Raw genomic sequence first — 15534 nt, 5'->3', positions numbered from 1 at the left:
CTTTTCTTTATTATTTTCTATTCCTTAAACTCTTCGAGTCGGTGAGATATCTTCATTATCTTGTTAATTTTACCCTCACCATCGTTCACTGGGAAGTACGTTTCAATAAATGCTACCGATTTGCCATCCCAGTGTATATTTGATTTAACTTTTTTACTTATGCCTGATCTAAGATCTTCCCAAAACTTACCGTATCCTTTTTTCTGTCTTTCAGTCATCTCGATATTATCAGAATGATGTCTTCCAATCATCTGTTGTTCTGTCATCCCCAGTTGTTGTAAAAAAGCATCATTCACGTTGGTTATCACCCCTGTTAGGTCGTACTCAACCATGTATGAAGCTGAATTAAGAGAAGAAAGCAATCCCTCTATTTCATTCGATTTACGGGTAGCTTCCTCCTGAGTAGCCATGAGTTCCTCTATGTTTTGGCGCACCTCTTCCTCTTGTGCCGACATCTCCTCGGCTTGCTGTTGCGACTGCTCAAGCAAATCTTTTGTACGTACATTAATCCTAACAGAGGATATAGTAGATGCTATGCTCTCCCCTATCTTCTCAAGGAAATCAATTTGGTGCTTTTCAATAACACTAAACGATGCCATCTCAACAACACCTAAGACTTGCTCCTCATGCATTAATGGTACAAGAATTACGCAATTGGGGCTAGCTTTACCAAGCCCTGATGTAATTTCCACATAATCCTCAGGGACGTCCGTTAAAAAGATTGTTTCTTTCTCCAGAGCACAAGCCCCAACCATTCCTTCTCCTTTTTCAATTCGTTTTTTAATATACTTCTTTCGATCCCATGCGAAAGTAGAAACAAGATCAAAGTGTGGATCGTTCTTATCCTCCTCGTTCCATAAAAAAACTCCACCCTGATTTGCATCTAAGTATTTAACTAAATTTTTGATAACGCTATCACAGAGAGCATGAAAATCGTTACTGTTCTGACGCAGAATATCAGCAAACTTCGCAAAACCCTCATTAGCCCACGCTCGCTTTTTATCATCTTCCTTGCGCTTCTCTTCCTCAAGATGAGCCTTCATAAGGCTATCCCTCATATCGATAAGTGATTTGCCAAGCATATCCTTTTCGCTTAACAGAGTAATATTGGATTCGTAGAAGCCTTTACCAATATCAATAGCGGATAGAGCCTTATTATTTAAACCTTGAACCGAAGTATTCAGTGCCTCAGACATCTCTTCAATCTCGTCACCAGTTCTAATATCAATTAACAAATCGTCCGATATCTCTCCAGTGGCTAAACGTTTAAGGCTTTTGGTGATACTACGGATAGGTTTTGCAATATTTTCGGATACGAATATTAAGAGTATAACAATAACTAATAATCCGATAGATCCAACAAAGAGTGAAACATATAGAGATCTATCTGCCTTTTGTGTTAATACCTTTAAAGGAGTTGATATTACTAAAGCCCAAGGAGTTGGTATATTGCTAACTTTTACTGGAGAATAGCACACATAGTATTCTTTTCCAAGTGAATCAGTATGGTAATAAGAAAACTCCTCCCCTTTTGCAATCCTATCTCCAAGTTTCTCGTTAAAAAAATCATTTTTATACAAATTTTCCAATTTCTTGAAAATATAATTCTTATTAGGGTGCGCAGTTATCACTGCTTTATTTGAAACTAAAAAAGCAAAACTTCCTTCAAACGGACTTATTTTAGAGATATTCTCCTGCAAAGTAGCTAACTCAACATCAGCGCCAACCATTCCAACATATTTGCCATTAATACTTACAGGCGAACCGAGCGTAATAAGTAATTTACGTTCCATGTCACCAAAAATAAACTGGTCATAATATGGTTCCCATAGAGCTTCAATTGCATCCTTCTTAAAACCACCATATAAGGCAGGATCTCCATTCATACTCCTGCTTTCTCTATTAACTTTAATTTCATTTGATATCCTAGTTACAGTATGCGCAACTCTTCCATAATCCTTATCATAACCCAGAACAAATCCTTTATACTCCCAACTATCCCATAAAGTGTATATATGAGGATTGGCCTTTAATACAGGTATATACATATCTACCCAAAGCTGCTGCCATTTTTCTGGTGGCATATTCCTGTAAATTGAAAAAGCATTGGATAGAGTTCTTGTAAGGGACAAATCCTTTTCAAAAAATAATTTTATTTCACTTGCTGCAAGTCTCGTTGAAAGTTTTGAAATATTCATTGACTCATTCAACAAATTCTTCCGAGAATCTAAAACAATATAGCCAATAGCAACAATGTACAATAACGCTGAAACAGACAAGATATAAAGAAGTATTTTTTGTCTAATCTTTAATTTAATCTTCATAACACAAATTTTTGACTTTTAAAAGTACTTTATTTTTTAAAAAACAACAACCTATATTACGGAAATATAAATAAATTCATTCTTATTTATTACTAATGATTGTAAATATCAGGCATGATTATGGAATCTTTAAGATATCATTAAAATAGTCTCAAATCAGCATCATAAAAGGGTAAAATAAATTTCAATAATTTTTTATTAGATAAATAAAACGATACTAACTTGTGGAATTGCAATATCGTTTTTACTGATTTTTCTATATTAACGTCAGTTCGATGTAAGGTGTCATTGGCTCCGCCGAACTAGCTGAGCTCACTACGTTCGGTTCGCAAGCTCGGTTCTGAGCGAAGCGAAGGATCTAATTGTTTATAAAACAGATGGTTGCTTTCAGCGAATCCTTCGGATTTCACTTTGTTCAGCATGACAAAGCAACAATCTGACACTATGCTAGGATCAATATGTTATACTTACATCGAACTTGCGTTATATTAATGAACAGGAAGCAATCGGGTAATCGTGGAATGACACCTTAGGCAATAAAAGATACCCTAAGTATTAATTATTGGCAATAACTTAATACCAGTAATGTAGAAATCTCAATAAAATGGGGTTGTATATAAAATTCTCTTTTATCCAACTGTTGATTGAATACATAACAATATTTAAAGGTTTGCTTTGCAGCAAACCTTTAAATATCCTTTAAACTGTAATATAATTTCTTGAAATTTGAGTTTCCTATACTATAATTAATCTTTAAACTCATCAATTTCGTGGGACATCTTCATTATTTTGATGACATTCCCCTCTCCATCAGTAACAGGGAAGTATGTTTCTATAAGTGAAACCGTTTTATTCTCGTAGGTCATTACAGATTTCACTTTTTTAGTAACGCCTGCCCTTAAATCATCCCAAAATTTGCCATACTCCTTCTTTTGGCTCTCAGTCATTGCTAGGCCTCCAGAATGATGAATACCTATTATTTGACTCCTAGAAATTCCTAATCTACTTAAATAGGCATCATTAGCATTGGTTATCACTCCATTCAGATCATATTCAACCATATACGAACCAGCATTAAGAGATGCAAGCAATCCTTCAATTTCACTAGTTTTACGAGCATTTTCCTCTTGAGTAGCCATTAATTCCTCCATATTCTGCCGCACCTCTTCTTCCTGTGCTAACATCTCCTCGGCCTGTTGCTGCGACTGCTCAAGCAATTGCTTTGTACGGGCATTTATCCTCACAGCTGATATAGTGGATGCTATACTCTCCCCTATTTTTTCAAGGAAATCAATTTGGTGTTTTTCTATCACCTTAAACGATGCCATTTCAATAACTCCAAGAACTTTCTCCTCATGCTTTAAGGGGACTAGAATTACGCATCGGGGGTTAGCACTACCAAGTCCAGATGTAATAGCTACATAATCCTCAGGCACATCAGTTAAGTATATTGTTTCCTTCTCCATTGCACAGGCTCCAACCAAACCTTCTCCTTTTTCAAGCCGTTTGGTAACATACTTTTTTCGATCCCAAGCAAAGGTAGTAACAAGGTTAAAGTGGGGGTCGTTTTTATCCTCATCGCTCCACATAAATATTCCACCTTGATTGGCCTGTAAGTATTTAACCAAATTCCTAATAACACTATCGCAAAGAGCCTGAAAATCATTATTGTTTTGGCGCAGGATATCTGCAAACTTAGCAAAACCCTCGTTAGCCCAAGTACGCTTTTGATCTTCTATTTTACGCTTTTCTTCCTCTAAATGAGCATTTTTCAAACTATTCCTCATATCAATAAGTGACTTCCCTAACATATCCTTATCGCTAAGAAGAGTAATCTCAGAATCGTAGGTTCCTTTGCCAATATTTATTGCTGAAAGAGCCTTATTATTCAATCCTTCAACTGAGATATTCAAAGCATTTGACATCTCCTCTATCTCATCACCAGTTTTAATATCGATGATTAAATCGTCTGATATCTCTCCCTGAGCTAAACGCTTAAGGCTTGAAGTAATACGTTTAATAGGTTTTGTGAGGTTGTCGGACACAAAAATCAGCACAATTATTATTAGTAGTAAACCTCCTAAACCCACCCCCAATGAAACATATAATGTTGTATCCGCCTCTTTTGTTATAACGTTTAATGGTATTGATAACACAAGAGACCAAGGAGTTGTAGTCTTTCCAGCAACAATTGGAGCAAAGCACATTAATTGTTTATTTCCAAGCTCATCTGTTTTAATGAAGTAAAATTCTGTTCCTTTTTGTATTCTATCAAGAATCTTCTCTGATTCAAAAACTTCCGGTAAAATATCTTTAATATTCTTGTCAAGAAGTTCTTTATTAGAATGACCCGCAATTATTCCTTTGTTTGAAACTAAAAAGGCATAACTTCCTTCTACGGGTTTTACCTTGGAAACAATATCTTGTAAACTTTCAAGGCCAACATCAGTAGCTATAATTCCAACAAATTTACCATCAACATAAATTGGTGAACCAAATGTTACCATGAGTTTAACTTCAGCCTTACCCTTGGTAACTTGATCAATATAAGGCTCCCAAACAGACTCAACTCCATTTTTCTTAAAATTTCCATACAAAGGAGGATCTACAATCATACTCCTTTCATCATATAAGAATTTAATCTGATTATTCTCTCGCCAGGTTGTAATTACGAATCTACCATGATCCTTAACATAACCGGGAACATAACTATTATACTCCCAGCTATCCCACAAAGAATAAATTTGAGGGTTTTCCCTAAGGATAGGGAGGTACATATCAAGAAAAAGTTTTTTCCACTGCTCATGGGGTAGCTCTTTAAACATCGTTAAAGCTTGTGATAAGGTTCTCACCAAAGAGAGTTCCCTCTCGAAAACCTTTTCAATTTTATCAGCAGAAACTCTTGTTGAGTATTGTGCTTTAGTAATTGCATCACGCGAGATAACTGAACGTGAACTTATTACAATATAACCTATTGCTACTACATAAAGCAAAGCAGATACAGAAAGAATGTAAATGAGTATTTTCTGTCTAATCTTAAGCTTGATCTTCATATGTAAAGAGTTTTTAGACTTTAAACATATACTATTTTTATAAAATAGCAATCATTTTAGTGTACTTATTTAAAAAACATATAGTATAGTTATAAAACACACGCACCTTTCTGATTGATTTTCGGACGTTTTAATTACATACTATTTTGTAAATTTGATATTAAAATAAGTATTTGGTTTAAACTATTTTTAACTAAATTGTCTAAATTAATTATAAAATCCTAAACTCAAAAATTATGCGTAGAATTAACCTTCAAAGGATACTTTTATTCTTTATGTTTTTGCTTTTTATTCTTGTATCAAAAGCCCAGGATTATAAATATGAATCCATTGCTGGAGATCCATTAAAAGCCAGAATTTATACTTTAAGCAATGGATTAAAAGTTTATCTCTCCGTTTACAAGGAAGAACCACGTATTCAAACTTTTATTGCCGTTAGAGTTGGAAGTAAAAACGATCCTAAACAAACAACTGGGCTAGCTCATTACTTTGAACATATGATGTTTAAAGGAACTCCTAATTTTGGTTCGCTGGATTGGTCACAAGAAAAACCGCTAATACAAAAAATTGATTCCCTTTTCGAAATTTACAGAGTTCAAACCGATCCTGATAAACGTAATGCAATTTACCATATCATAGACAGCATTTCATACAAAGCTTCAAAATTTGCAATTCCAAATGAGTATGACAAATTGATGTCAGCAATTGGCTCACAAGGCAGTAACGCAGGAACATCCAACGATTATACCGTCTTCATGGAGAATATCCCTAGCAATGAACTTGAAAATTGGGCTATAATTGAAGCCGATCGTTTCTCTCAACCCGTTCTTCGAATCTTTCATACTGAGTTAGAAACTGTTTATGAAGAAAAAAACATGTCGTTAACCAACGATGGCAGAAAAGCAGGTGAAATGATGATGAAAGGGCTATTTCCAAACCACCCCTACGGACAACAAACTACTCTTGGTGAAGCGGAACATCTTAAAAATCCTTCGATGAAAAATATCAGAGAATTTTATGAAAAATACTACGTTCCAAATAATATGGCTGTTGTAATGTCTGGCGATTTCGATCCAGATGTTGCAATAAAAGTTATTGATAAATACTTTAGTAAATTAAAACCATCAGATGTTCCCACACTCAAATTTGAACCAGAGGAGCCTATCACGTCACCTAAAGAATTTGAGGTGGTTGGCCTCGAAGCCGAGAATATTAATATTGCATACCGTTTCCCTGGTGCAAATTCAAGTGAAGTCATTATGGTTGATATGCTTGCTGCCATCCTTTCAAATGGGAAAGCAGGTTTGATTGATTTAAATATCAACAAAAAACAGCTAACACTTGGATCACGTGCTAGTAATCAAAAGTTAACCGATTACTCAATGTTAAACCTAAGTGGAAGGAATAAAAGTGGACAAACTCTCGAAGAAGTTAAAAAACTTATTCTCGATCAGATTGAACTTTTAAAGAATGGACAATTCCCTGATTGGATGCTAGAAGCGGCTATTAATAACATTAAACTTCGCGAAATGAGTATGTACGAATCGAATGGAGGTCGTGCAAGGGCTATGTACAATAGCTATTTAAACAAAATAGAATGGAAGGATGCCATCTCGTATATATCAAAACTCGAAAAAATTACCAAAGATCAACTTGTTGCTTTTGCCAAGCAGAATTTAAACAATAACTACGTAGTTGTTTATAAACGAAAGGGGAAACCCGAGGATGTTGCTAAAGTTCAAAAGCCTGCAATAACACCTATTTTTATTAACCGCGATTCAGAATCTGATTTCCTTAAAGGAATAAAAGCAAACAAGGTGACTCCCGTTGAACCTGTATTTATTGATTATACAAAGGATATTCAAAAGAAATCGATTACAAAAGAAATCGAAATTCTAAGTAAGGAGAATGTTGAAAATAAAATCTTTAACCTTGCATACTACTTTCCATTCGGGAGCAACAGCGATCCTTCTCTTAATTTGGCAACTCAATACTTACAACTACTTGGAACATCAAAAAAATCGGCTGACGAAATTGGGCAAGAATTTTATAAGTTAGCCTGTACATTTAACATTTACGTTGATAAAGATGAGACTATAATTTTAGTTTCTGGACTAAGCGACAATACTGAAAAAGCCATTTCATTAATGGAGAATCTGCTAAATGATTGTAAACCAGACAAGGCTGTTTTAGATAGTTATATCGCAAATGTTCTTAAAGCCCGAAACGACAGCAAACTAACTCAACGGTCTGTTTTTGAGGGATTAGTAAGTTATGCAACATTTGGCCCCAATTCATCATTTACAAACATCCTTACAGATGAACAACTTAAAAATCTAAAGCCAGAGGATTTAACCAATAAAATTAAAGACTTGTCAAAATACATTCACAAAATCGTTTACTATGGACCACTTAAACCGGGTAGCCTAAATAAAATTTTATCGCAATACCATAAATTACCAAAAACATTTAACCCTAATCCGTTAGAGAAAAAATTCTCTGAATTAGAAACAACAAGCAATAGAATAGTTTTTGCCCATTACGAAGCCAAGCAATCATATCTTCAAACAGTATCTCGAAGCATTCCATACAATCAAGAACTAGTGCCAATAACTGAAATGTATAACAATTACTTTGGCGGAGGTATGAACACCATCGTATTCCAAGAATTACGTGAAAAACGAGGATTAGCCTACTCTGCACGTTCTACATTTAGTATCCCTGATGCTCCCGATAAACCTTTTATGAACACAAGTTTTATTGCTACCCAAAACGATAAGATTGTGGACGCATTTAATGCTTTTAACGAGCTTTTCAACCAAATGCCTGAATCAGACAATGCTTTTAACCTTGCTAAGGAGTCCTTAATAACTGATATTCGTACCGAAAGAGTCACAAAAATGAATCTTCTCTGGAACTATATTGATGCTCTGAAAATGGGTAGGAAAACGGATATTCGAAAGGATCTTTATTCAAAGATTCCAACCTTTACATTTGCTGATATCAAAAAATTTCAGGAACAATATATAAAAGGAAAACCTAAAACTTATGTTATCCTAGGAAAAGAATCTGATTTAGATTTTGTAAAATTGGAACAACTTTATGGCCCAGTTACAAAACTGAAACTTGAAGATATTTTTGGATTCTAATAATTTCTAAAGAAAAGCCTCTCCAAACAAGAGGCTTTTTCATACAAACAAATACTTTTCTAACAAAATCAATTAGAAATGAAAAAGATAATAGCATTCATATCCCTTCTTATGCCATTAATTAGCCACGGTCAGGATAGGATGACTGGATTAAACTTTGCAACCCGTTCGGAAGTAATAGCAAAAAATGGAATGGCTTGTACAAGTCAACCCTTGGCAACTCAAGTTGCGTTAGACATTCTAAAAAAAGGTGGATCTGCCGTTGATGCAGCAATAGCTGCTGATGCAATGCTCGGACTTGTTGAGCCTACAGGTTCAGGGATTGGAGGTGATCTTTTTGCAATTGTGTGGGATGCAAAAACTCAGAAACTCTATGGCTTAAATGCCAGTGGTCGTTCCCCAAAATCGTTAACGCTTGCCTACTTCAAGGAGAAAGGGCTTAAACATATCCCTGCAATAGGCCCATTACCTGTTTCGGTTCCCGGCTGTGTTGATGGTTGGTTTGAACTAAATAAAAAATTTGGGAAGTTAAAAATGGAAGAAATACTTCAACCCACTATTAACTACGCTCGCGAAGGTTTTCCACTATCTGAATTAATCTCATACTACTGGCAACGTAACGCTGAAAAGCTGAAACATTTTGATGGTTTTGCCGAAATCTATATGCCAAATGGCAAGTCTCCTTCAAAAGGAGAAATCTTTAAGAACCCATATTTGGCAAACACATTAGAGAAAATTGCAATGAATGGCAGAGATGAGTTCTATAAAGGAAGTATTGCAAAAACAATTGATGCTTACATGAAGAAACAGGGAGGTTTTCTTTCGTACGAAGATTTAGCTTCACATTCATCCGAATGGGTTGAACCTGTTTCATCATCTTACCGAGGTTACGATGTCTGGGAATTACCCCCTAATGGACAAGGTATTGCAACACTACAAATCTTGAATATTCTCGAAAACTATGATATTGCCAAAATGGGTTTTGGGAGTGCCGAGTATATGCACCTCTTTATTGAAGCAAAGAAACTTGCATTTGAGGATAGAGCTCGCTATTATGCAGATCCATCATTTTCAAATATCCCCTATAAAAAATTGATTTCAAAAGAATATGCAAAAGAGAGAATGAAACTTATTAACCTAAATCGAGCAGCGAATAAGTACGATGCTGGTGAACTCCAAACTGGAAATACAATTTATTTAACAGTAGCCGATAAGGATGGCAACATGGTTTCATTAATCCAGAGTAATTATAGGGGAATGGGTTCAGGTATGACTCCCACAGGACTTGGCTTTGTTTTACAGGATCGAGGTGAAATGTTTTCATTAATAGAAGGTCATCCAAATGTTTTTGAACCGGGGAAACGTCCGTTCCACACTATTATTCCCGGATTTATTACAAAGGATGGAAAACCATGGATTAGCTTTGGTGTTATGGGTGGTGCAATGCAGCCACAAGGTCATGCCCAAGTAATTGTTAACCTAATTGATTTTGGAATGAACCTTCAAGAGGCTGGTGATGCTCCAAGAATTCAACATGATGGCAGTTCTGAACCAACTGATGAAAGGATGAGCGATGGTGGAATAGTTTTCCTTGAATCAGGTTTTGACTATAATGAAATACGTAAATTGCTTGCTAAAGGGCATAAAATCAGCTATAGCTTCGATGGGTATGGTGGATATCAAGCCATTATGCTTGATACCAAGAACGGGGTATACATTGGCGCATCAGAATCCAGAAAGGATGGACAAGCTAGTGGGTATTAATGAATACTAATCACACCAATAGTCTTTTATACAAAGAAACCCTTCAAAATTGAAGGGTTTCTTAATATAAGTAAAAAAGATAGTTCTAGTTTAGAACATATGCTTCTGTCCACCAAGTTGCTTCGTAACCATAAGCAATCCAACCAAAACCTGCTGATGCCCAACCAGTTCCCCATGAATTCATGAATTTGAAAGCACCCTTTGTGTCATCATAACCAACAACGCAATAGCAATGTCCACCCAATGAACCTCCAACAAAGGTAGTAAGAACTGCACCATTAGCTAAATACATAAATCCACTACTTACAGGGCCACCAACAACAACTGGCTTACCAGCATCTAATTGAGCTTTAATAGCAGCAGTAGTGCGAGTAACTGTACTATAGCTGGCAATTTTATAAAGTGCAGCGTCAGCGATTTGAGTTGCATTAGGCTTTGCTGTGCAGCTAACATCGGTATATGGCATTAAAGACCATCTACAAACACCCTGTGTTTTTAGTAAGTTCAAACCAGTTGTTACGTAAGCACCTGAACCACATGATTTCCTAACCTTAATTTGGTTGTAAACATACTCAGGGCTGAAAATATTTACACTTTGACTCCAAGCTGCTGGGTGGCCTGCTTGCCAGAAAATGCTGCGAGCAGCATAGGTAGTTCCCCAAGCTACGCATGAACCTTCACCGCCTTGATCACCTACTGGAGGTACATTTAGGTTAACAACTGCCTTTGAAACAACACCTTCTGGATTTTTAGCCACTGGAATTTTAGCATACTCATCAGCGGGTAAAAAATTACAGCCTAATGAATGAATAGCACTTACTTCTTGATCGTTAGTAAGTTTAACATCAGAAGATTTCTGGCAGGAGTTCATAACTAAACTTCCCATTCCAGCGATTAACAGAATCGCAAAAAACTTTTTCATTTCTTTTTGTTTTTAGGTTAAGTTAAATTAAAGTATATAGCATTAATGCAATTACAATTTGCATTTAATATTATTTTTTGCCAATTATTTATTTACAAATTTTCATTATAGGGTTTTTTCTATATTTCAATTGTCTCTGTTTCAAACGTTCGATCAAGCATTTAGCCTAAATTTGTGAATAAAAAATTTGATCAATGACTTACAAGTATTATTTTATATAATAAACTTTATTCAGACTAAGCATCAACTGTTGTACCTAAAGTTTACTCAAAAACTTTAACCCTCAGAAAAGAAGTTAAATCCTAGAGTTCCGAACTTTTTAAAAAGCTCGGAACTCTCACCAAACTCAAAACAACTTAATCTAACGTCAGTTCGATGTAAGGTGTCATTGGCTGCCGAATTAACTCCGCTGAGCTCACTACGTTCGGTTCGCAAGTTCGGTTCTGAGCGAAGCGAAGGATCTAGTTATCTAGAAAACAAATGATTGCTTTCAGCAAATCCTTCGGATTTCACTTCGTTCAGCATGACAAAACAGCAATCTAGTATTATATTTAAAATCTATATGTTATGTCTGCATCGAATTCACGTTAATCTATATAATATCTAATAAATTAAATAATTACATAAGCCTCTTGCCACCAAGTTGTTTCATACCCATAAGCAATATAACCAAAACCTGAAATACCCCAGGTAGTTCCCCACGAGTTCATAAATTTAAATGCACCTTTTGTATCATCATAACCAACAATACAGTAGCAATGCCCACCCAGTGAAGAACCTGAAAAGGTAGATAGCACTCCACTTGTGTAGTACAAAAAAGCGTTATTAACTGGACCAGCAACAATTACAGGTCTACCAGATGCAATTATACTCTTAATAGCAGCAGTTGTACGAGGAACAGTGTTATACCCATTTATTCTATGTTGAGCTGCATTTGCAATTTGAATTGCGGTAGGTGGTACAGCACAATCAGGATTTGTAACCAAAGCAATTACACAAGCACCTTGCGATATTAATAAGTTTAAAGCAGTTGTTACGTATAATGGATTTGTGCAGCCATTAAGTTTAACAGTATAATCGGGGCTAAATATGTTAACTTTGGGACTCCATGATGCAGGATGATTGGCCTGCCAATCGATACTACGCCCCTCATAGGTAGTTCCCCATGCTACACTTGAACCCATGCCTTGATCCCCAATGGGTGGTACTTTTAAGTTTACGATTACTTTTGTTAAATCAAATTTAGAAGTTTTAGCCTCTGAAATTTTAGCATACTCGGCTGCTGGTAGAAACTGACAATTAAATGAATGATGCTCATTTAATAATTGTGGTTGGTTTGTTGTAAGATTAATCGCATCTTGCGATGATTTATCGCAGGAAGTCATAAAGAGACATCCAAATACCACAACGGCCAAAATAGCAAAATAGTTTTTCATAATCTATTAGTTTTTAATTAGGTAATTGAAGATATTTTAAAATAATTCGACTTTGATAGATTCGAAAAACACACGAAAAATCAAGTACTAAGCTAATCTGTCAAAGCAGAAATAATACGTATCAAAAAAATCAATATTTCAATAGTTACAAAACCCTTAATTGGGTAATAGCCAAGCAAAAATTACTACAATTCAAGAATATAGCAATCCAATTTAATAGGTTCTGTTTTAAGATGTTGTGGGAAAATAAAGAAATATCGCCACTAAGACTCAAAGCCACAAAAAATCATAAAAATAAACTTATCTGAACTTCGTGTCTTTGTGATTTTATGGCAAAACCTATTCTATAATTTACTAAAAAAACATCCATTTAATATAACATTAACTTAAAAGGAGGGGAAACTACTGCACTACTCTGTTATCCCATTTTAAGGGGTTGGGGTTCATTCATTATAATAAGTTTAACATAATAACCCCGGTGTTTATTTCTCTAAGAATATAAAAAAGGCTCTTCAAAACTGAAGAGCCCTTTTATAATAATTAGTAATGATTAGTTGCCCATTACATAAGCTTCTGTCCACCAAGTTGTTATGTTATTGTAATTAATCCAGCCAAAACCTGCTGATGCCCAACCTGTTCCCCATGAGTTCATGAATTTGAAAGCATTTTTAGCATCATCATAACCAACAACGCAATAGCAATGTCCACCTAGTGAAGAACCACTGAAGGTAGAAAGAACTGCACCATTAGCTAAATACATAAATGCATTGTTTACTGGACCAGCAACGATAACTGGGATACCAGCGTTTAACTTAGCCTTAATAGCTGAAGTTGAACGGGTAACAGCACCATAGCTATTTGTCCAATAAATTCTAGCATCATTTTTTTGAGTAGTGTTTGGTAATGTTGAGCAGCTAACATCGGTATAAGGCATTAATGACCATCTGCAAGCACCTTGATTGTAAAGCAATGCCAAAGCATCAGTTACATAAGAACCACTAGCACAGCTACCAACCTTAATTTGGTTGTAAACATACTCAGGGCTGAAAATGTTTACGCTGTAGCTATAAGAAGTTGCATGGTGATCTTTTTCCCATAGTATACTTCTTGCAGCATAAGTTGTTCCCCAAGCTACGCATGAACCTTCACCACCTTGGTTACCTACTGGAGGGCAAAATAGGGTAAGAGCAGCCTTAAAAGGAGCAGTAGTAGTTTCTTCTTTTGCTAATGGAACTTTAGCATACTCCTCAGCAGATAAAAGTTTACAACCTAATGAATACTGAGTGCTAACTTGTTGATCGTCGCTGAGTTTAACATCAGCTGATTTCTGGCAGGAGTTCATAACGAAACTTCCCATTCCAGCGATTAATAGAATCGCAAAAAATTTTTTCATTGTTTTGTTAGTTTTAGGTTAAAGTAAAATAATAGTTAATATTAACGTATATCAAAATTGATTTTTTTTAAAACTTTAAGCAACTATTTTTAAAACATTTTTTATTTTCATATATATTTTATCTATATTATTATTTTTATTGCTGTATTTATGATACTTTTATGATTATACTTTTTTTATGACAGATAAATCTATATTAATTATTTTTATTGCATGTATTAATCACATTAATATAATGTTTACATAAATATCAGATTGACTACATATTTTTCCCTCTTAGTCCTGAGTAATTTTGTAAAAAAATTAGGCGCAATCTCATTTTCCATATAATCCATATAATTTATGTATAATAAAAAAAGGCTCTTCAATACAGAAGAGCCTTCAATCAATGATTACCTATATACTAATTAATCACATATGCTTCTGACCACCAAGTTCTTTCATAACCATATGCAATCCAGCCAAAACCTGATGATGCCCAACTTTTTCCCCATGAGTTCATAAATTTGAAAGCACCTTTTGTATCATCGTAGCCAACAACGCAATAGCAATGCCCTCCCAATGAACCACCTACAAAGGTAGTAAGAACAGCACCATTAGCTAAATACATAAAACCATTACTTACAGGACCAGCAACAATAACTGCCTTACCAGCTGCCAATTGAGCCTTTATAGCTGAGGTAGAACGTGTAACTGCACTATAACCAGCAATTTTGTAATTTGCAGCATCTGCTATTTGAGTTGCATTAGGTAAGGTTGAACAGCTAGCATCGGTATATGGCATTACTGACCATCTGCAAACACCTTGTGATTTTAGCAGATTCAAGCCAGTTTTTACATAAGACCCAGAACCACAAGAGCTACTAGCCTTAATTTGGTTATAGACATACTCTGGGCTGAAAATGTTTACGCTATTACTCCATGCTGCTGGATGTCCTGCTTGCCAAGCAATGCTACGGCCGGCATAGGTTGTTCCCCAAGCTACACATGAACCTTCACTACCTTGATCACCTACTGAAGGTATATTTAAGGTAACAGCGGCCTTTATAACAATACCATCTGGTTCTTTTGCTACTGGAATTTTGGCATACTCATCAGCAGGTAAAAGGTTGCAGCCTAATGAATGAAGAGTGCTTACCTCTTGATTGTTAGTTAGTTTAACATCCGAAGACTTCTGGCAGGAGTTCATTACAAAACTGCCTATACCAGCGATTAAAAGAATCGCAAAAAGTTTTTTCATTGTTTTGTTAGTTTTAGGTTAAAAAATAGTAGTTAATATTAACGTATACCAAAATTGAAATTTATTCCTACTCCAAGCAACTATTATTAAAACATTATTTATTTACGTATATATTTTATCTATAAGATTCAATGTCGTTGACTTAAGCTATAAAGGTTTGTAATTCATATAGTAGAGTTTCTTTGGGCGTTTTTTTCTTTCATGCTTTCGGCCAGGGCGAACAATTTCCCTTGTTTGGCTTACAATGGAATCA

The 15534-nt window shown here is 35.3% G+C and carries 8 protein-coding genes; 2 read left to right on the top strand and 6 right to left on the bottom strand.

Features of this window, described 5'->3' with window-relative positions; genetic code table 11:
• Nucleotides 1-17: 17 nt before the first annotated feature.
• Nucleotides 18-2324, bottom strand: a complete 2307-nt coding sequence (locus HOO91_06055) for a GAF domain-containing protein (GenBank protein ID NOU17105.1) — start codon at nucleotides 2322-2324, stop codon at nucleotides 18-20.
• A gap of 746 nt (nucleotides 2325-3070) precedes the next feature.
• The gene (locus tag HOO91_06050) at nucleotides 3071-5377 is read right to left on the bottom strand and encodes a GAF domain-containing protein (protein NOU17104.1); all 2307 of its coding nucleotides are present in this window, start codon (nucleotides 5375-5377) and stop codon (nucleotides 3071-3073) included.
• Between the two features lie 236 nt (nucleotides 5378-5613).
• Between HOO91_06050 and HOO91_06045 the strand changes: the two genes are divergently transcribed.
• Nucleotides 5614-8526 (top strand): insulinase family protein, encoded by a 2913-nt coding sequence (locus HOO91_06045; protein ID NOU17103.1) that lies wholly within the window; start codon nucleotides 5614-5616, stop codon nucleotides 8524-8526.
• 78 nt (nucleotides 8527-8604) lie between these two features.
• Nucleotides 8605-10290, top strand: a complete 1686-nt coding sequence (gene ggt, locus HOO91_06040; GenBank protein ID NOU17102.1) for a gamma-glutamyltransferase — start codon at nucleotides 8605-8607, stop codon at nucleotides 10288-10290.
• An 85-nt stretch (nucleotides 10291-10375) separates the two neighbouring features.
• Here the strand turns inward: ggt and HOO91_06035 are convergent, their stop codons facing one another.
• The 4 genes from HOO91_06035 to HOO91_06020 form a co-directional block, all read right to left on the bottom strand.
• Nucleotides 10376-11212 carry a C1 family peptidase gene (locus HOO91_06035; GenBank protein NOU17101.1) on the bottom strand — a complete coding sequence of 279 codons (837 nt, stop codon included), beginning with the start codon at nucleotides 11210-11212 and terminating at the stop codon, nucleotides 10376-10378.
• A 611-nt stretch (nucleotides 11213-11823) separates the two neighbouring features.
• A complete protein-coding gene (locus HOO91_06030) occupies nucleotides 11824-12648 on the bottom strand; it encodes a C1 family peptidase (protein NOU17100.1) in 825 nt (274 codons plus the stop codon).
• A 550-nt stretch (nucleotides 12649-13198) separates the two neighbouring features.
• Entirely contained in the window at nucleotides 13199-14041 is an 843-nt protein-coding gene (locus tag HOO91_06025; GenBank protein NOU17099.1) for a C1 family peptidase, read from the bottom strand.
• 403 nt (nucleotides 14042-14444) lie between these two features.
• The gene (locus HOO91_06020; GenBank protein NOU17098.1) at nucleotides 14445-15281 is read right to left on the bottom strand and encodes a C1 family peptidase; all 837 of its coding nucleotides are present in this window, start codon (nucleotides 15279-15281) and stop codon (nucleotides 14445-14447) included.
• Nucleotides 15282-15534 lie beyond the last annotated feature (253 nt).

The organism is Bacteroidales bacterium, from assembly GCA_013141385.1.
In the GTDB taxonomy this organism is placed as follows: Bacteria; Bacteroidota; Bacteroidia; order Bacteroidales; family Tenuifilaceae; genus UBA8529.
Note: the sequence above shows the minus strand (reverse complement) of the source record. Positions and strands in the feature narration are given on the sequence as shown.